Annotated in this window: 17 protein-coding genes; 15 read left to right on the top strand and 2 right to left on the bottom strand. The window is 64.3% G+C overall.

All coding sequences use genetic code 11. The features are described from left to right. Positions 1 to 43: 43 nt before the first annotated feature. Positions 44 to 718 (bottom strand): hypothetical protein, encoded by a 675-nt coding sequence (locus AB4097_RS00995; RefSeq protein WP_442036348.1) that lies wholly within the window; start codon positions 716 to 718, stop codon positions 44 to 46. 140 nt (positions 719 to 858) lie between these two features. Then, positions 859 to 1,746: a LysR substrate-binding domain-containing protein gene (locus tag AB4097_RS00990; RefSeq protein ID WP_442036346.1), complete on the bottom strand. Its 888-nt coding sequence runs from the start codon at positions 1,744 to 1,746 to the stop codon at positions 859 to 861. A gap of 200 nt (positions 1,747 to 1,946) precedes the next feature. Between AB4097_RS00990 and sdhC the strand changes: the two genes are divergently transcribed. The 15 genes from sdhC (at position 1,947) to AB4097_RS00915 (ending at position 19,186) form a co-directional block, all read left to right on the top strand. After that, the gene (gene sdhC, locus AB4097_RS00985; RefSeq protein ID WP_442036344.1) at positions 1,947 to 2,342 is read left to right on the top strand and encodes a succinate dehydrogenase, cytochrome b556 subunit; all 396 of its coding nucleotides are present in this window, start codon (positions 1,947 to 1,949) and stop codon (positions 2,340 to 2,342) included. Positions 2,343 to 2,354: 12 nt separating this feature from the next. Further along, on the top strand, positions 2,355 to 2,774 hold the full coding sequence (sdhD, locus tag AB4097_RS00980) for a succinate dehydrogenase, hydrophobic membrane anchor protein (protein WP_442036342.1): 420 nt from the start codon (positions 2,355 to 2,357) through the stop codon (positions 2,772 to 2,774). Positions 2,775 to 2,785: 11 nt separating this feature from the next. Next, the gene (gene sdhA, locus AB4097_RS00975) at positions 2,786 to 4,609 is read left to right on the top strand and encodes a succinate dehydrogenase flavoprotein subunit (protein ID WP_442036340.1); all 1,824 of its coding nucleotides are present in this window, start codon (positions 2,786 to 2,788) and stop codon (positions 4,607 to 4,609) included. A gap of 487 nt (positions 4,610 to 5,096) precedes the next feature. Next, complete coding sequence (locus tag AB4097_RS00970; RefSeq protein WP_442036338.1) at positions 5,097 to 5,879, top strand: succinate dehydrogenase iron-sulfur subunit; 783 nt, start codon at positions 5,097 to 5,099, stop codon at positions 5,877 to 5,879. Between the two features lie 183 nt (positions 5,880 to 6,062). Then, on the top strand, positions 6,063 to 6,656 hold the full coding sequence (locus tag AB4097_RS00965) for an AprI/Inh family metalloprotease inhibitor (RefSeq protein WP_442036336.1): 594 nt from the start codon (positions 6,063 to 6,065) through the stop codon (positions 6,654 to 6,656). Positions 6,657 to 6,894: 238 nt separating this feature from the next. Beyond that, positions 6,895 to 8,088, top strand: a complete 1,194-nt coding sequence (gene zapE, locus AB4097_RS00960) for a cell division protein ZapE (protein WP_442036335.1) — start codon at positions 6,895 to 6,897, stop codon at positions 8,086 to 8,088. Then, positions 8,085 to 8,714, top strand: coding sequence for a TetR/AcrR family transcriptional regulator (locus tag AB4097_RS00955; RefSeq protein ID WP_442036334.1), 630 nt, complete (start codon positions 8,085 to 8,087; stop codon positions 8,712 to 8,714). Before zapE ends, AB4097_RS00955 begins: the two co-directional genes overlap by 4 nt. A 222-nt stretch (positions 8,715 to 8,936) precedes the next feature. Then, positions 8,937 to 9,899 (top strand): malate dehydrogenase, encoded by a 963-nt coding sequence (gene mdh, locus AB4097_RS00950; protein WP_442036332.1) that lies wholly within the window; start codon positions 8,937 to 8,939, stop codon positions 9,897 to 9,899. A 69-nt stretch (positions 9,900 to 9,968) separates the two neighbouring features. Beyond that, the gene (gene sucC / locus AB4097_RS00945) at positions 9,969 to 11,165 is read left to right on the top strand and encodes an ADP-forming succinate--CoA ligase subunit beta (RefSeq protein WP_442036330.1); all 1,197 of its coding nucleotides are present in this window, start codon (positions 9,969 to 9,971) and stop codon (positions 11,163 to 11,165) included. Between the two features lie 2 nt (positions 11,166 to 11,167). Further along, positions 11,168 to 11,749 (top strand): hypothetical protein, encoded by a 582-nt coding sequence (locus AB4097_RS00940; protein ID WP_442036328.1) that lies wholly within the window; start codon positions 11,168 to 11,170, stop codon positions 11,747 to 11,749. A gap of 4 nt (positions 11,750 to 11,753) precedes the next feature. Continuing rightward, positions 11,754 to 12,641 carry a succinate--CoA ligase subunit alpha gene (gene sucD / locus AB4097_RS00935; protein ID WP_442036326.1) on the top strand — a complete coding sequence of 296 codons (888 nt, stop codon included), beginning with the start codon at positions 11,754 to 11,756 and terminating at the stop codon, positions 12,639 to 12,641. Between the two features lie 57 nt (positions 12,642 to 12,698). Next, positions 12,699 to 15,659: a 2-oxoglutarate dehydrogenase E1 component gene (locus AB4097_RS00930; RefSeq protein WP_442036324.1), complete on the top strand. Its 2,961-nt coding sequence runs from the start codon at positions 12,699 to 12,701 to the stop codon at positions 15,657 to 15,659. Positions 15,660 to 15,727: 68 nt separating this feature from the next. Continuing rightward, on the top strand, positions 15,728 to 16,969 hold the full coding sequence (gene odhB, locus AB4097_RS00925; RefSeq protein WP_442036322.1) for a 2-oxoglutarate dehydrogenase complex dihydrolipoyllysine-residue succinyltransferase: 1,242 nt from the start codon (positions 15,728 to 15,730) through the stop codon (positions 16,967 to 16,969). A 183-nt stretch (positions 16,970 to 17,152) separates the two neighbouring features. Then, complete coding sequence (gene lpdA / locus AB4097_RS00920) at positions 17,153 to 18,553, top strand: dihydrolipoyl dehydrogenase (RefSeq protein ID WP_442036320.1); 1,401 nt, start codon at positions 17,153 to 17,155, stop codon at positions 18,551 to 18,553. Between the two features lie 9 nt (positions 18,554 to 18,562). Continuing rightward, complete coding sequence (locus AB4097_RS00915) at positions 18,563 to 19,186, top strand: thymidine kinase (RefSeq protein ID WP_114943432.1); 624 nt, start codon at positions 18,563 to 18,565, stop codon at positions 19,184 to 19,186. Positions 19,187 to 19,257: the final 71 nt, after the last annotated feature.

The raw sequence follows: 19,257 nt of genomic DNA, 5'->3' as shown, positions 1-19,257 counted from the left end.
ATTGTGCGGACCCTCGGGCCCGCACGCTGCGCCACCGCTTAGATCAGTTCGCCGCGAAGCAGTAGAAGAGCCCCGCGCCGCCGGTGCTCTTCAGGGCGTCCTGGCTGCAGCCGCCGCGCGAGGCGTGGGACGAGTTCCAGGACTTGGCCGGCGGCGACTCGTCCAGGCCCGTGCGGTCGTGATGTCCGAGCATGGCGGTTCCTTCCGCGCCGCTCTTCGTCCAGTTGCCGCAGGTCATGTCCTGGTTGCCCGCGAAGGCCGTACCGTCTGGTTGAGAGCCGGTCAGCATGTCGTGCTCATTCGGCTGGTCGCCCCGGCCCTTCACCGGATCTCCCTTCTCGGTCAGGGCCGTCTGCTTGGTGAGATTGTTGCTGGCGCCATGCAGGTCCGCCACGTCCTTGGCGATCACCACGCCCTTGGCGTTCTGCCAGGGCCCGCGCCCGATCCGGTCCTTGGCGTTGACGGCCGTGCCGCCGCCCGAGCCTTGAGTCGAGAGATAAGCCCGCCAGATCTTCCCGCGAATGCCGGCGGCTTCGGCCAAGGACTGGCAATGCCGGTCCGCTCCTTCGAGCCCGCCCAGATCCGCGCCCTTGCCGGAGCCGACGCTAGTGACGAAGAACGTGGTGTCCTGGGCGCTCTGTGCCTGAGCGGCACCCGTGGGAGCGAGGGCAAGCAGCCCGATTGCGGCAACGAGCCAGCCGCCATTCATGGTGTGCATTGTTTTTCCTCCTTGGTGGATCGAGACCGTCCTTGTTCGCGACGGACGGTTCCAGAGACAATCCTGACAGGAGAATCATTCCCTGCTCACGGCGTTTTGAAGGCAGGCGGGAGGGTGTGAATTCCCAATTGTGTGATCGGTCACGCTTCCTTGCGCAAATGCTCCACCAGTTGCCGTGCAGAGGGCGGGAGGTCCTTCAGGGAGCGGATGCAGAGGGTGAGGTCGCGGGCAGCCCATGGATCTTCCAGCTCGACCGGCACGATGGCCGTGGTGCGGGCGGCGCGGCGGGCGGTGGTTTCGGGCACGATGCCCAAGCCCACGCCGGACTCCACCATGCGGCAGACCGCATCGAAACTGCGCAGCTGCACCCGCAGGCGAATGGGCTTGCCGGTGCGGGTCGCCTTGCCGGCGAGGAAGCGCTGCAGGGCGCTCGCCCGGTCGAGGCCGACGAAATCGTGCTCCAGCACCTCGGCGAACGGGATACTGGCGCGGGCCGCGAGGGGGTGACCCTTGGGCACCACGAGCACGAAGCGGTCGCTGCGGAACGGATAGGTCTCCAGGCGGCCCGTATCGACGGTGCCGGCCACGATGCCGAGATCGCCGACCCCTTCGGCGATCAGGCCGACGATCTCGTCGCTCAGCCGCTCCTCCAGGTCGATGGAGACGTGCGGATGCTCGGCCAGGAAGGCGCCGAGGGCCTCGGGCAGGAACTCCGTGAGGGCATTGGTGTTGGAGAGGATCCGGATCTGGCCCGTCAGCCCGCCCGTATAGGTGCCCAGGTCCTCGCGCAGGCGCTCGGCCCCCGCTAGGAGAGCGCGGGCATGCTGGAGCAGGGTCCGGCCGGCAGGCGTCGGGGTCACCCCCACGCGGGTTCGCAGGAGCAGGGGGGCACCGAGGGACTTTTCCATGTTGCGGATGCGGGTGCTTGCCGCCGCCAGCGCCAGATGGGCCCGCTCGGCCCCGTGGGTGATGCTGCCCGCCTCGACCACATGGCGGAAGAGGCTCAGGTCCGTCAGATCGAATTGCATAGGTTTCCTTCGTCAACCGCGAAGGGAGATAAGAATAATTAAAAATTGTGCGATAAGCGACCCTATAGCAAACTTCGCGGCCGACGAAGTGTGTCTCCTGCCGCGCATCAGGCGGAAGGCGCATTGCGGTGTTGCCGCGCTTCCATTACGAACCGTTCCAAACTACGGGCGGCCGACGTCGCCGATCAGGAGTGAACACCATGGCTGAGGCGAAAGTGGCCCCGCGGCCCCTGTCCCCGCATCTTCAGATTTACCGGTGGAGCTGGACGATGGCGATGTCCGTCGCCCACCGCATCACGGGCATCGCCCTCTATGGCGGCATCGCGCTGTTCGCCATCTGGCTCGTGGCCCTGGCCTCCGGGCCGTCGGCTTTCGACGCCGTGCAATGGTTCTTCGGCTCGCCCCTCGGGTACCTGATCCTGTTCGCCTATACCTGGATCCTGATGCACCACATGCTGGGCGGCGTGCGCCACCTGGTGTGGGATTTCGGCTACGGCATGGAGCCGGAGCAGCGCATCAACATGGCCCGCTTCACCCTCGTCGGCTCGGTCGCGCTCACGCTGGCGATCTGGGTCGTCGCCTTCATCGCCTTCTAAGGAGCAGGATCCATGGCCGACAACAGGGCTGATACCCGCGTTTCCATGCGCACCCCGCTCGCCCGCGTGAAGGGCCTCGGCGCTTCCGGGCATGGGGTCGAGCATTGGTGGCTCCACCGCCTCACGGCGGTGTCGAACGTTCCCCTCATCATCTCCTTCGTGATCATCGTCGCGGCGCTGGCACAATCCCCGTCCTACCAGGAGGCCATCGCAGTCATCTCGCACCCGCTGGTGGCGATCATCCTGATCCTCGCGGTGGTCTCGGTCATGAACCACATGCGGCTCGGCATGCAGATCGTCATCGAGGATTACGTCCACGACAAGGGCCCGAAGATCGCGGCCGTCATCGCGAACAACTTCTACGCCGTGATCGTCGGGGTGGCTTGCCTCTACGCCATCCTCAAGGTCAGCCTCGGCCGCATCTTGCTTTAAGGAATTCACACATGGCTCAAGCAACGAACGGCGCCGCCGTCAACGGCAAGGCCTACACCATCATCGACCACACCTTCGACGTGGTGATCGTGGGCGCGGGCGGCGCGGGTCTTCGCGCCACCGTCGGCTGCTCGCAGGCGGGGCTTCGCACCGCCTGCATCACCAAGGTGTTCCCGACCCGCTCGCACACGGTGGCGGCCCAGGGCGGCATCTCCGCCTCGCTCGGCAACATGGGGCCGGACGATTGGCGCTGGCACATGTACGACACCGTGAAGGGGTCGGACTGGCTCGGCGACCAGGACGCCATCGAGTATCTCGTGCGCAACGCGCCCGCCGCCGTCTACGAGCTGGAGCACTGGGGCGTTCCCTTCTCCCGCACGGCCGAGGGCAAGATCTACCAGCGTCCCTTCGGCGGCATGACGACCGATTTCGGCAAGGGCACCGCGCAGCGCACGTGTGCTGCCGCCGACCGCACAGGCCACGCGATCCTGCACACGCTCTACGGCCAGGCGGTGAAGAACCAGACCAACTTCTTCATCGAGTATTTCGCCCTCGACCTGATGATGGATTCCGACGGCCGCTGCGTCGGCGTCGTGGCCCTCAACCAGTCCACCGGCGAGATCCACCGCTTCCGTGCCCACATGACGATCCTCGCCACCGGCGGCTACGGACGCGCGTACTTCTCGGCGACCTCTGCGCATACCTGCACGGGCGACGGCAACGCCATGGTGCTGCGCGCCGGCCTGCCGCTGCAGGACATGGAATTCGTGCAGTTCCACCCGACCGGAATCTACGGCTCGGGCTGCCTCATCACCGAGGGAGCGCGCGGCGAGGGCGGTTACCTCACCAACTCGGAAGGCGAGCGCTTCATGGAGCGCTATGCCCCGTCCGCCAAGGACCTTGCCTCCCGTGACGTGGTCTCGCGCGCGATGACCATGGAGATCCGCGCCGGACGCGGCGTCGGCAAGAACAAGGACCACATCTATCTCCACCTCGACCACCTCGACCCGAAGATTCTGCACGAGCGCCTGCCCGGCATCTCGGAAAGCGCGAAGATCTTCGCGGGCGTGGACGTGACCAAGGAGCCGATCCCGGTCCTGCCGACCGTCCACTACAACATGGGCGGCATCCCGACGAACTATCACGGCGAAGTGCTGACCCTGAAGAACGGCAACCCCGACACGGTGGTGCCGGGCCTGATGGCGCTCGGCGAAGCGGCCTGCGTGTCCGTGCACGGCGCGAACCGCCTCGGCTCGAACTCGCTCATCGACCTCGTGGTGTTCGGCCGCGCGGCGGGCCTGCGCTGCGCCGAAATCCTGGAGCCGAACGCCCGCCACGCGGACCTGCCGAAGAACGCCGACGAGCTCGCGCTCTCGCGTCTCGACAAGTTCCGCTATGCCAACGGCTCGACCTCGACCGCGGAGCTGCGTCTCCAGATGCAGAAGACCATGCAGAACAACTGCGCGGTGTTCCGCACCGGCGAGGTTCTGGAAGAAGGCAGGAAGCTGATCCACGACGTGTGGAGCGCCTCCGCCGACATCAAGGTCACGGACCGTTCGCTGATCTGGAACACCGATCTCCTCGAGACGCTGGAGTTCGACAACCTGATCGGACAAGCCGTGGTCACCATGGAAGGCGCGGCGAACCGCCAGGAATCCCGCGGCGCCCATGCCCGCGAGGACTTCACCGAGCGCGACGACAAGAACTGGATGAAGCACACGCTGGCGTGGCTCGACGACACCTCCCACAAGGTGACCCTCGATTACCGTCCGGTGCACACCTACACCATGTCGAACGACATCCAGTATATCGAGCCGAAGGCTCGCGTGTATTGATGATCGCGCGCATCCTGAGAGTGAGTTTAGCAATCATGCTAGGAACAACCATGCCACTCATGGCTGCTCCTAGCTCCTCTAAGCTTGATCTCGCAGGGTGTTGGACGAGAGACAAAAAAAAGGAGAGTAGTAGAACCGTCTATATACTCTGCTTCGGAAAGAGGCCCCTTATGAGCAGTACGCAATACTGGCTCGGGCGCTATCCGGAAGGTTTTAGTACGGACGGTCGCTACTCTGTGCGACGCAATGTTCTGACTATGCGTGGTCAGCGGGGAGAGGCTTGGATTGGTAAAGATGTAGAAGTCTGCACCTTTGATATCGAAGCGCAACCTGATCGCCTCGTTCTCTCAAATTGCTCAGCCAGTGGGACATATGAGCAGCAATGCCAAAACCCACAGGTCTCAAAAAATTCCGACGTTCTGGAGTGTCCCCAATGAGTTCACACACGCCAGAAACCAACCAATGCCTCACTTGATGAGACTCTGAGATGGCCCAATTCACCCTCCCGAAAAACTCCAAGTACACCGAAGGCAAGTCCTGGCCGAAGCCGGCCGGGGCCACCAACGTCCAGGAATTCCGCATCTACCGCTGGAACCCGGACGACGGGCAGAACCCGCGCATCGACACCTATTACGTCGATCGGGACGATTGCGGCCCGATGGTGCTCGACGCGCTGTTGTGGATCAAGAACAACGTCGACTCGACACTGGTCTTCCGCCGCTCCTGCCGCGAAGGCATCTGCGGCTCCTGTGCCATGAACATCATGGGCGGCAACACGCTCGCCTGTACGCTCGGTATCGACGATTGCGCGTCGGATTCCATCAAGATCTATCCGCTGCCGCACATGCCGGTGCTGAAGGACCTGGTGCCGGACCTGACGAGCTTCTTCGCCCAGCACGCCTCCGTCGAGCCATGGCTCCAGACGGAGACGCCCGCGCCGGAGACCGAGTGGCGGCAGACGCCGGAGGAGCGCTCCAAGCTCGATGGCCTCTACGAGTGCATTCTCTGCGCCTGCTGCACCACCTCCTGCCCGAGCTATTGGTGGAACGGCGACCGGTTCCTCGGTCCGGCAGCCCTGCTCCAGGCCTATCGCTGGCTGATCGACAGCCGCGACGAGAACACCGGCGAGCGCCTCAACAACCTGCATGATCCGTTCCGGCTCTATCGCTGCCACACGATCATGAACTGCGCCAACACCTGCCCCAAGGGCCTCAACCCGGCCAAAGCCATCGCCGAGGTCAAGAAGATGATGGTCGCGCGGGTCGTCTGACGTCACGTCGATGACGCATCCTTGCAACAACTTCACGAAAAGGCGCCTCAGGCGCCTTTTTTTGTTGCGCGCTATCCCATATGTCGAAGCCGGAACAATGTTGGCCTGGGTTCATATTCCTCCTTGTAGCCTAGTCCACGAGAAAACCCGTCTGAACGGACGTCCATGCATGCGAGGACCAAGATGACGAAGCCGCTGTGGCTGACCACTGCTGTAATCTGCTCCGCCCTGGCGCTCGGCGCGTGCTCCTCGACCCGCCTCGGCGGACCGCCGATTCGCGGCGCTACGGCCGCACCGATCACGGAGGCTCCGCCCGTCGAAGCCGTCCCGTCCGGACCGGTCGAGGCATCTCCGCTCCCGCCCATCGCCGGCGCGCCCATCGCTCCCGAGATGACCGCTCCCCCGGCCGGCGGGACCGAGATCGCCGGCCTGCCGCCCGCGCCTCCGCCGCCGACCATCGGCGGCCCGGCCGCTGCGCCCGCTCCCGCCCCGGCGCCGACGAACCGCACCGCCATGGTGGGCAACTGGAGCGTCCAGATCTCCGGCGGCTCCTGCCGGGTCCAGCTCTCGAGCACCCCGGCTCTCGACCTCTACCGCGCTTCCGCGTCCGGCTGCTCCAACCAGGACCTGTCCAAGGTCAATGCCTGGGATTACCGCGACGGCGAGGTCTACCTCTACCAGACCGGCGGTTCGGTGACGGCGCGCCTGCGCGGCTCCTCCTCGTCGCTCAGCGGCGTTCTCGCCAAGTCCGGCGCGCCGCTCAGCCTGACGCGGTGAGGCCAGCGACGGGACACGCCTGATTTTAGTAAACGAACCTCCCCGTCATGGCCGGGCTTGTCCCGGCCATCTCGATAAGGAGAGGCGCGGCCCATGAATCAATCGGGATCACCGGCACAAGGCCGGTGATGACGGTGCAGGCGAATGGTCGGCCAAACTTCGAGGGCTGGCCGTTTTTTCAACGTCTCCACCCTCAAGACGTTTGCGCTCCAAGGCGGGGAGGGGTATCGGTCATCCCGTGAACGACACGTCCTTCTCCTCGCCTCAATCCATCACGGCCCGCTATCAAGCCCTGGTCACTTCGGGCGCCATCGAGCGCGATCCGGCGCAGGTCGCCCTGCTCAAGCGGCTCGATGCCCTTGCCGGGAGCCTTGCCAACCAACGCCTCGCCCGCAAGCCCAGCGCCCTCGGATGGCTGTTCGGCAAGAAGAGCACGGAGACGCCCAAAGGCCTTTACGTCTGGGGCTCGGTCGGCCGCGGCAAGACCATGCTGATGGATCTGTTCTTCGAGGCGCTGCCCGTGCGGCGCAAGCGCCGGGTCCACTTTCACGCCTTCATGGCCGATGTGCATGGGCGCATCCACGAGTATCGGCAGAAGCTGAAAAGCGGCGAGGTCACGGGTGACGATCCCATCGCGCCCGTGGCGGAGGCTTTGGCCCACGAGGCCTGGGTGCTGTGCTTCGACGAGTTCACCGTCACGGACATCGCCGATGCCATGATCCTGGGGCGCCTGTTCACGGCGCTCTTCGCCCATGGAGTGGTGGTGGTCGCCACCTCCAACGTGGAACCGGACCGGCTCTACGAGGGCGGCCTCAACCGTTCGCTCTTCCTGCCCTTCCTCGGGCTGCTGCAGGAGCGGATGGCGGTGGTGAAGCTCGACTCCCGCACGGATTTCCGGTTGGAAAAGCTTGCCGGCAGCCCGGTCTTCTATACGCCGGCCGACCACCATGCCCACCTTGCGCTGACCCGCGCCTTCAAGAGCCTGACGGGCCGCGAGGGCGGCAAGCCCGTGACCCTGACGGTCAAGGGGCATCCCGTCGAGGTGCCCCAGGCGGCCGGCGGCGTGGCGCGCTTTTCCTTCGAGGATCTCTGTTCCAAACCCCTGGGCGCCGCCGATTATCTGGCTGTGGCCGAAGAATTCCACACGGTTGTTCTCGAAAACATTCCCATTATGTCCTTCGAGCGGCGCAACGAGGCGAAGCGCTTCATCCTGCTCATCGACGCCCTCTACGACGCCCATGTAAAGCTGCTCGCCTCCGCCGAGGCCGAGGTGCACGAGCTCTATCGCGCCGACAGCGGCCGCGAAGCGTTCGAGTTCGACCGTACGGTGTCGCGCCTGATCGAGATGCGGTCCGAGGAATACCTGTCCCTCCCGCATGGGCGCTCGGATTCTGAAGCTTCGGGCAGCACGACGGGGCTTGCCGAGACATGAAGCGGCCGCTCGGGGGATCGCTGAGGATCGCGGAGGCCGCTCCGGCCGACACCCGGCTTCTCACGATCGCGGCCGATCAGCTCAAGGAATTCGGGCCCAAGCACATCACCGTGGTCGGCATCGCCGATGCGGCCGGGATGACCCATGCCAATGTCTACCGCTACTTCGCCAACAAGGCGGCCCTCATCGATGCGGTCGCCGGGCAATGGCTGCGGCGGATGGAGGCGACCATCGCGGACATCGCGGATTCCCCCGATCCCGCCGACGACAAGCTGGAGCGCCTGATCCAAGCCTGGGCCCGGATCCACCGGGATCTCCTGAAGGAAGACAAGCATCTCTTCGATGTCTATTGTTCGGCGACGGAAACCTCCCGCCCCCTCATCCGCAAGCACCGGTCCCGGATGCGCCTGCTGATCGACCGGGTGCTGGACGAAGGGATCGCGACCGCCAAGTTCGACCCCCGTGACCGGGAGAAAGCCCACGCCTTCGTGACGGATTCCGTCTATCGCTTCATCAATCCCCTGACCGTTCGGCTCGACGCGGAGGTGCCTCAGGATATCCTCGACCAGCGTCTCGCCACCATGATCCGGGTCATTTTGAGGGCCCTGGCGAACGGTAGTGTGTAACGTCAGTTACAAAATATTGAATTTGTAACAGAAAAATGCAGCGCCCTTCTGACGTTTCAAGCCGCTGTAAAAGCAAAGTATTTTAGAACCGTTAAGCTTGTCGAGACTTTCCCCGCGACGGAAAGGCCCGCCTGTTAACCTTTTGGTCGCTTGATGGCGGCCCATCTCTCATGGCAAACAGCGCCACCTCAAAAAGGCTCGTGCCAAACCCAAGGACAGACCATGGCTCGGAAAAAGATCGCGCTCATCGGTGCAGGCCAGATCGGCGGAACCCTCGCCCATCTCGTCGGCTTGAAGGAACTCGGCGACGTCGTTCTCTTCGACATCGCGGAAGGCATCCCCCAGGGCAAAGGTCTCGACATTGCCGAATCCGCGCCGGTCGACGGGTTCGACGCCAAGTACAAGGGCGCGAACGACTACGCGGCCATCGAGGGCGCCGACGTGATCATCGTGACCGCCGGCGTGCCGCGCAAGCCCGGCATGAGCCGGGACGACCTGATCGGCATCAACCTGAAGGTCATGGAAGCGGTCGGAGGCGGCATCAAGCAATACGCCCCGAACGCCTTCGTCATCTGCATCACCAACCCGCTCGACGCCATGGTGTGGGCGCTCCAGAAATTCTCCGGTTTGCCGCAGAACAAGATCGTCGGCATGGCCGGCGTGCTGGACTCGGCCCGCTTCCGCCATTTCCTGGCCGAAGAGTTCAACGTGTCGGTCGAGGACGTGACCGCCTTCGTGCTCGGCGGCCACGGCGACGACATGGTGCCGCTCGTGCGCTATTCCACGGTTGCCGGCGTTCCGCTGCCCGACCTCGTGAAGATGGGCTGGACCTCTCAAGGCAAGCTCGACGCCATGGTCGAGCGCACCCGTAAAGGCGGCGGCGAGATCGTCAACCTGCTCAAGACCGGCTCCGCCTTCTACGCCCCGGCTGCTTCCGCCATCGCCATGGCCGAGAGCTACCTGAAGGACAAGAAGCGCGTCCTGCCCTGCGCGGCCTATCTCAACGGCCAGTACGGTGTGAAGGACATGTTCGTGGGCGTTCCGATCGTGATCGGCGAGAACGGCGTCGAGCGTATCGTCGAGGTCGAGTTCTCGGCCGACGAGAAGGCCATGTTCGAGAAGTCCGTCGCCTCGGTGCAAGGTCTCGTGGACGCCTGCAAGCAGATCAACTCGACCCTCGCTTAATCCTCGAACGTCATGGCCGGACTTGCTCCGGCCATGCACGTCTTCAACCGCTGACGCGGAGAGAAACGAATGAACATCCATGAATATCAAGGCAAAGCGGTCCTGAAGGAATTCGGCCTGCCTGTCTCCCGCGGCAAGGCCATCTTCTCCGCCGACGAGGCGGAAGCCGCCGCCAAGGAACTCGGCGGTCCGCTCTGGGTCGTGAAGTCCCAGATCCACGCGGGCGGCCGCGGCAAGGGCAAGTTCAAGGAAGCGGCCGCCGGGGAGAAGGGCGGCGTGCGCCTCGCCAAATCCGTCGAAGAGGTCAAGGAATTTGCCAAGCAGATGCTCGGCAACACCCTGGTGACGATCCAGACGGGCGAGGCCGGCAAGCAGGTCAACCGCCTTTACATCGAGGACGGCTCCGACATCGACACCGAGCTCTACCTCTCCATGCTCGTCGACCGCGCCACGGGCCAGGTCGCTTTCGTCGTGTCGACGGAAGGCGGCATGGATATCGAGCAGGTCGCGCACGACACCCCTGAGAAGATCCTGACCTTCTCGGTCGATCCGGCCACCGGCGTGATGCCTCACCATGGCCGCACGGTCGCCAAGGCGCTGGGCCTGAAGGGTCCGCTCGCCAAGGAAGCCGAGGATCTGGTGACCAAGCTCTACACGGCCTTCATCGCGAAGGACATGGAGATGCTGGAGATCAACCCGCTGATCGTCACCAAGGACGGTCACCTCAAGTGCCTCGACGCCAAGATCTCCTTCGACGGTAACGCCCTCTACCGTCACCCCGATATCGTCGCGCTGCGCGACATCACGGAAGAGGACGAGAAGGAAATCGAGGCCTCCAAGTACGACCTCGCCTATATCGCGCTCGACGGCACCATCGGCTGCATGGTCAACGGCGCCGGCCTCGCCATGGCGACGCTCGACATCATCAAGCTCTACGGCGAAGAGCCGGCAAACTTCCTCGATGTCGGCGGCGGCGCGTCGGAAGAGAAGGTGACGGCGGCGTTCAAGATCATCACGGCCGATCCCAACGTGAAGGGCATCCTCGTCAACATCTTCGGCGGCATCATGAAGTGCGACGTCATCGCCCGCGGCGTGATCGCGGCCGTGAAGACGGTCGGCCTCCAGGTTCCACTGGTGGTGCGCCTCGAGGGCACCAACGTGGAAGAGGGCAAGCAGATCATCCGCCAATCCGGCCTCAACGTGATCCCGGCGGACGACCTCGACGACGCCGCCCAGAAGATCGTGAACGCGGTTCGCAAGGCCTGACGATGAAGACGCTCCTGGTCATCGCTGGCATGATCGCCGGACTCTCAGCCGCTCACGCGGCTGAGAAGGATGACCTCGTGAGCGTTTTCCAAGCCGTGTGTATGACATCCGGTTCGTTCTCGGAGTCGATGCGCAATTTTGCCGAAGCGAAGGGTTGGAAGATCGTCACGACATCTACTGGCGAGATAAGTTCAGTTTTCTCGAAAGCAGAGGTTAAGACAGGACTTCAGCCGCCGTTGCATCGGGCTTCGGCCTTCCACATCACGTGGTTCAAGGCAGACACATCCCATTTATCAAGTCTGATCCAAGGTCATCCTGTCGAAAAGTGCTGGGTCAGCGAACCAGGCATGAAGAGAGCGAAATCTGAGGCACGGCTTCGCGCTATGCGGAGTTTGCCCCAGCCTATCCGTCCAGTATCTGAAAATGTCAGATACTCTTTTGGAAAAGAGGGTCCTGGGCAGGGCTCCCTCGAATGGTCGCTCGATCAACAGCCGTGGGATTACATCGTACTCGATGAGTCACAGCATATGAGTGAGAACACTTATCTCGTCCGCCTGAGACCCTCTATAAGAAAGACGCCCTAAACCCATGTCCATCCTCATCGACAAGAACACCAAGGTCATCTGCCAGGGCTTCACCGGCAAGAACGGGACCTTCCATTCCGAGCAGGCCATCGCCTACGGCACCAAGATGGTCGGCGGCACCTCGCCCGGCAAAGGCGGCTCCACGCACCTGAACCTGCCCGTGTTCGACACGGTCATGGAAGCGCGCGAAGCGACCGGCGCCGATGCCTCGGTCGTGTACGTTCCGCCGCCGGGTGCGGCGGACGCCATCTGCGAGGCGATCCAGGCCGAGATCCCGCTCATCGTCTGCATCACGGAAGGCATTCCGGTGCTCGACATGGTGCGCGTGAAGCGGGCGCTCGAAGGCTCCAAGTCGCGCCTCATCGGCCCGAACTGCCCCGGCATCGTCACGGCGGGCGAGTCGAAGATCGGCATCATGCCGGCCAACATCTTCAAGCCGGGCTCCGTCGGCATCGTGTCGCGCTCCGGCACGCTCACCTACGAGGCCGTGTTCCAGACCACCAATGAAGGCCTCGGCCAGACGACGGCGGTCGGCATCGGCGGCGATCCGGTGAAGGGCACCGAGTTCATCGAGATGCTCGACATGTTCCTGTCCGATCCCAAGACCGAGTCGATCGTCATGATCGGCGAGATCGGCGGCTCGGCCGAGGAAGAGGCGGCCGAGTTCATCGCCCGCGAGGCCAAGAAGGGCCGCAAGAAGCCGATGGTCGGCTTCATCGCCGGCCGCACGGCTCCTCCCGGACGCCGCATGGGCCACGCCGGTGCGATCATCTCCGGCGGCAAGGGCGGCGCCGAGGACAAGATTGCCGCCATGGAGGCCGCGGGCATCCGCGTGTCGCCGTCGCCGGCGCGCCTCGGCAAGACCCTGGTCGAGGTTCTCAAGGGTCGATAACGAACAGGCCGCCCCGACGATGGGGCGGCCAAACAGCTTTTTGGATTGTAGGTTGCCATGGCACGCCAAGACGCCAACGAAAACTTCCTGAACACCGCTTTCCTCTATGGGGCCAACGCATCCTATATCGAGGAGCTCCAGGCCCGCTACGAGAAGGATCCCGGCTCGGTCGATGCCGAGTGGCAGGCCTTCTTCGGCGCCTTGAGGGATGACAAGCAGGCTGTCGAGAAGGCGGCCAACGGTCCCTCCTGGGAAAAGCAGAACTGGCCGATCCACGCCAACGGCGAGCTGATCTCCGCCCTCGACGGCAATTGGGTCCAGGTCGAGAAGGCGGTCGGCGACAAGATCAAGGCGAAGGCTCAAGACAAGGGCGTCGAGATCAGCCAGATCGACGTGCAGCAGGCGACCCGCGATTCCATTCGCGCCATCATGCTGATCCGCGCCTATCGCGTGCGCGGCCACCTGCATGCGAAGCTCGATCCGCTCGGCATCAATCCGCGGCCGAACGACCAGGAACTGCACCCGTCCCATTACGGCTTCACGGAAGCCGACTGGGACCGCAAGATCTTCCTCGATAACGTGCTCGGCCTGGAATTCGGTACGATCCGCGAGATCGTCGCGATCCTGGAGCGCACCTATTGCCAGACGCTCGGCGTCGAGTTCATGCACATCTCCGACCCGGTCGAGAAGGCCTGGATCCAGGAGCGCATCGAAGGTCCCGATAAGGAAATCACCTTCACCACGGAAGGCAAGCGCGCCATCCTCAACAAGCTCGTCGAGGCGGAAGGCTTCGAGAAGTTCCTGGACGTCCGCTATACCGGCACCAAGCGCTTCGGTCTCGACGGGGGCGAGTCGCTCATCCCGGCGCTCGAGCAGATCATCAAGCGCGGCGGCAATCTCGGCGTGCAGGAGATCGTGTTCGGCATGGCCCATCGCGGCCGTCTCAACGTGCTCACCCAGGTGATGGGCAAGCCGCACCGGGCGCTGTTCCACGAGTTCAAGGGCGGCTCCTTCGCGCCCGACGACGTGGAAGGCTCAGGCGACGTGAAGTACCACCTCGGCGCTTCCTCGGACCGCACCTTCGACGGCAACAACGTCCACCTGTCGCTGACCGCCAATCCCTCGCACCTTGAGATCGTCGACCCCGTGGTGCTCGGCAAGGTTCGCGCCAAGCAGGACCAACATGGCTGCTCGCCCGACAATCGCACGGCCGTGATGCCGCTCCTCATCCACGGCGACGCGGCCTTCGCCGGTCAGGGCGTGGTGGCGGAATGCCTCGGGCTCTCGGGGCTGCGCGGTCACCGCACCGGCGGCTCGATCCACTTCATCATCAACAACCAGATCGGCTTCACCACCGATCCGCGCTTCTCGCGCTCCTCGCCCTATCCGTCCGACGTGGCGAAGATGGTCGAGGCGCCGATCTTCCACGTGAACGGCGATGACCCGGAAGCCGTCGTGTTCGCCGCCAAGGTGGCGGCCGAGTATCGCCAGCGCTTCCAGAAGCCCGTCGTCATCGACATGTTCTGCTACCGCCGCTTCGGCCACAACGAGGGCGACGAGCCGGCCTTCACCCAGCCGCTCATGTACCGCAAGATCCGGTCGCATCCGGCGATCGTCGAGCTCTACTCCAAGAAGCTCATGGACGAGGGCATCATCACCGAGGCCGAGGTCGAGGAGATGAAGTCGAGCTGGCGCTCCAAGCTCGATGCGGAGTTCGACATCGCGTCCAACTACAAGCCCAACAAGGCCGATTGGCTCGACGGGCGCTGGTCGGGCCTCAAGGCGGTGCGCGAGGATCAGGACGATCCGCGTCGCGGCCAGACCGGCGTGTCGGTCGAGACCCTGCGGCAGATCGGCAAGGCCCTCACGACGATTCCGGAAGGCTTCCACCTCCACCGCACGATCCAGCGCTTCCTCGACAACCGCAAGAAGATGCTGGAGACGGGCGAGGGACTCGATTGGGCCATGGCCGAGGCGCTCGCCTTCGGTTCGCTCCTGCTCGAAGGCCACCGCGTGCGCCTCTCCGGCCAGGACGTGGAGCGCGGCACCTTCTCGCAACGCCACTCGGTTCTTACCGACCAGGAAAACGAGGAGCGCTACACCAACCTCAACCACATCAGCGAGAACCAGGCCCGCTACGAGGTCATCAACTCGATGCTGTCGGAAGAGGCGGTGCTCGGCTTCGAATACGGCTACACCCTGTCCGAGCCCAACGCCCTGACCCTGTGGGAAGCGCAGTTCGGCGACTTCGCCAACGGCGCCCAGGTGGTGTTCGACCAGTTCATCTCCAGCGGCGAGCGCAAGTGGCTGCGCATGTCGGGCCTCGTGTGCCTGCTGCCGCACGGCTACGAGGGCCAGGGTCCGGAGCACTCCTCCGCCCGCCTCGAGCGCTGGCTGCAGATGTGCGCCGAGGACAACATGCAGGTCGGTTACTGCTCGACGCCGTCGAACTACTTCCACATCCTGCGCCGTCAGCTGAAACGCGACTTCCGCAAGCCGCTGATCCTGATGACGCCGAAGTCCCTGCTGCGCCACAAGCGCTGCACGTCGAGCCTCGCGGACATCGCGGAGGGAACGCATTTCCACCGCGTGCTGCAGGACGATGCGCAAGCCGGACGCGAGGGCTTCAAGCTGGTGAAGGACGACAAGATCCGGCGCGTGGTGATCTGCACGGGCAAGGTCTATTACGACCTGCTCGAAGAGCGCGAGAAGCGGGGCATCGACGATGTCTACCTGCTGCGCGTCGAGCAGCTCTACCCGTTCCCGGCCAAGTCCGTGGCCGCCGAGCTGTCCCGCTTCAAGAAAGCCGACGTGGTGTGGTGCCAGGAAGAGCCCAAGAACATGGGCTCCTGGATGTTCGTCGAGCCCTATCTCGAATGGGTGCTCAAGACGGCCGGCTCCAAGGTGGATCGCCCGCGCTATGTGGGCCGCCCCGCCTCCGCGGCCACCGCGACCGGCCTCATGTCCAAGCATACGGCTCAATTGCAGGCCTTCCTCGACGAGGCTTTCGCGGCCTAAAAGCCGCGAAAGTTCTCACCCCATTCCGAGGGGCTTAACCTCAAGCCCCGCAAGACCCAAAGACGACCATGGCAACCGAAATCCGCGTACCCACCCTTGGCGAATCCGTGTCAGAGGCCACCATCGGCCGCTGGTTCAAGAAGCCCGGCGATCCCGTGAAGGCCGACGAGCCCGTGCTCGAGCTCGAGACCGACAAGGTGACGCTCGAGGTCAACGCTCCCGCGAGCGGCACGCTCGGCGACATCGTGGCCAAGGACGGTGAGACGGTGAGCCCCGGCGCGGTGCTCGGCTCCATCGTCGAAGGCGGCGCAGCGGCTGCTCCCGCCGCCGCACCGAAGGCCGAAGCGCCCAAGGCGGCTGCTCCGGCACCCGTAGCCGCTGCTCCCGCTCCTGCCCCCACGGCGGCTCCCGGCGCTGCCAAGGACCACGGCCCGGCGGTCGCCCGCCTGGCGGCTGAGAGCGGCGTGAGCCCGGCGGGCGTCGCCGGCTCCGGCAAGGACGGCCGCGTGACCAAGGGCGACATGCTCGCCGCCATCGCCACGGGCGGCGCCACGGCTGCCGCGCCTGCGGCTCCCGTTCAGGTCCGCGCTCCCTCGGCTCCGGTCGATGCCGAGCGTGAAGAGCGCGTGAAGATGACGAAGCTTCGTCAGACCATCGCGCGCCGCCTGAAGGACGCGCAGAATACCGCCGCCATGCTCACCACGTTCAACGACGTGGACATGAGCGCGGTCATGAACCTGCGCAGCCAGTACAAGGACGTGTTCGAGAAGAAGCACGGCACCAAGCTCGGTTTCATGGGCTTCTTCACCAAGGCGGTGATCCAGGCGCTCAAGGACGTCCCGGCGGTGAATGCCGAGATCGACGGCCAGGATCTCGTCTACAAGAACTACTACCACATCGGCATCGCGGTCGGCACCGAGAAGGGCCTCGTGGTTCCCGTGGTGCGCGACGCGGACGACCTCTCGGTCGCCGGCATCGAGAAGAAGATCGCCGATTTCGGCCGCCGCGCCCGTGACGGCAAGCTCTCCATCGACGAGATGCAGGGCGGCACCTTCACGATCACCAACGGCGGCATCTATGGCTCGCTCATGTCGACGCCGATCCTCAACGCGCCGCAATCGGGCATTCTCGGCATGCACCGCATCGAGGAGCGTCCCGTGGTCCGCAACGGTCAGGTCGTGGTGCGCCCGATGATGTATCTCGCGCTCTCCTACGATCACCGGATCGTCGACGGCAAGGAAGCCGTGACCTTCCTCGTGCGGGTCAAGGACGCGCTGGAAGATCCGGCCCGTCTGGTTCTCGATCTCTAAGATGCCAGTAAGTGCCCTCGCTTCGCTGCTTTTATTGAGCTTCCCTGCTCATGCTGCGGGAGGCGAGGACGCCATGGCAGCTGGCCTTATCGTTTTCATACTACTCCTCGTGGCGTTTGCTTCTCTCGCTTTCTTTCTGGTGCGCGAGTGCATTCTGTTCCTCAAGAAACGTTGAGCAATCCAATGTCCTACGATGTTATCGTCATCGGCACCGGCCCCGGCGGCTACGTGGCCGCCATCCGGGCCGCGCAGCTCGGCCTGAAGACCGCCGTCGTCGAGAAGCGCAAGACCCATGGCGGCACCTGCCTCAACGTGGGCTGCATTCCGTCCAAGGCGCTCCTGCACGCCTCGCACATGTTCGAGGAAGCGCGCGATCATTTCGCCGGCCTCGGCATCGGCGTGTCCGCGCCGACGCTCGATCTGAAGACCATGCAGGCCTTCAAGCAGGAGGGCGTCGACGGCAACACCAAGGGCGTCGAGTTCCTGCTCAAGAAGAACAAGATCGAGGCGTTCATCGGCACCGCGCGCATCGCGGCTCCCGGCCAGGTCGAGGTGACGGGCGAGGACGGCTCGAACCAGGTGCTCGAGACGAAGAACATCATCATCGCCACCGGCTCCGACGTGACGCGCCTGCCGGGCATCGAGATCGACGAAAAGATCGTGGTCTCGTCCACGGGCGCGCTCGAACTCGAGAGCGTGCCGAAGCGCCTCGTGGTGATCGGCGCCGGCGTGATCGGTCTGGAGCTCGGCTCCGTATGGCGCCGCCTCGGCTCCGAGGTGACGGTGGTGGAATATCTCGACCGCATCCTGCCCGGCATGGACGGCGAGGTCGCCAAGAACTTCCAGCGAATCCTCAGCAAGCAGGGCTTCCAGTTCAAGCTCGGCTCCAAGGTCACCAAGGTGGAGAATACGGGCAAGGGTGCAAAGCTCACCTTCGAGCCGGCTGCCGGCGGCGCGGCTGAGACCATCGAGGCCGACGTGGTGCTCGTCGCCATCGGCCGCGTTCCCTATACGCAGGGCCTCGGCCTCGACCGCGTGGGCGTCCAGCTCGACAGCCGCGGCCGCATCCAGACGGACGCGCATTTCTCCACCAATGTCACCGGCATCTACGCCATCGGCGACGTGATCGCCGGCCCCATGCTCGCCCACAAGGCCGAGGACGAGGGTGTTGCCGTAGCCGAGATCATTGCCGGCAAGGCGGGCCACGTGAACTACGACGTGATCCCGAGCGTGGTCTACACGTTCCCCGAGGTCGCCTCCATCGGCAAGACCGAGGAGGAGTTGAAGGCCGCGGGCGTCGCCTACAATGTCGGCAAGTTCCCCTTCACGGCCAACGGCCGCGCCAAGGTCAACCGCACCACGGACGGCTTCGTGAAGATCCTGGCCGACGCGACCACCGACAAGGTGCTCGGCGTCCACATCATCGGCCCGGAAGCCGGCAACCTCATCCACGAGGCGGCGATCACCATGGAGTTCGGCGGTTCGTCCGAGGACATGGCCCGCACCTGCCACGCGCATCCGACGCTTGCGGAAGCTGTGAAGGAAGCCGCTTTGGCGGTGGAGAAGCGCGCCATCCATATGTAATATGGATTCATGGCAAAGCTTCACTTCATCCATTCGGTGATGAACGCAGGCAAGACGACCCATCTCCTGCAGGTTCGTTACAACTACATCGAGAACGGCGGCCATGTGCTGCTGTTCACGAGCTTGATCGACGACCGTTTCGGTGTCGGCAAGGTGAAGTCGCGCATCGGCCTTGAGGCCGATGCGATTCCGCTGCGCAAGGACGAGGATATCGCGGCCATCGTCGCGGCGGAGCACGCCAGGAAGAAGGTGACGGTCGTTCTGATCGACGAGGTGCAGTTCATGACGGCCGATCAGGTCCGTCAGCTCGCCTGGATCGTCGACGAACTCAAAATTCCCGTCATGGCCTACGGGCTGAAGAACAACGTGTACGGCACGCTGTTCAGCGACGCCATTGCGACGATCATGGCGCTGGCCGAGGATTTCCAGGAAATCAAGCAGCTCTGCCATTGCGGCCGCAAGGCCACGATGATCCTGAAATACGACCGCAACGGCGAGGCCGTGCGCTCGGGCGAGGTGGTGGAGATCGGCGGCGAAGGCCGCTACGTGTCCGTCTGCCGCCCGCACTGGACCCAAGGCGACATCGGCCCCGCCGCGCGCCAGCTGCTCGCGCATCCGATCGCGGCGGAGTAGCTCACGACTCTTTTCGTCATGGCCGGGTTTGTTCCGGCCATCTTGGTTGGACGAGCACGCCGCTCTGTCAT

The organism is Microvirga sp. 2MCAF35 (assembly GCF_052115545.1).
Taxonomy (GTDB): domain Bacteria; phylum Pseudomonadota; class Alphaproteobacteria; order Rhizobiales; family Beijerinckiaceae; genus Microvirga.
This window is presented reverse-complemented; position numbering and strand designations above follow the sequence as displayed.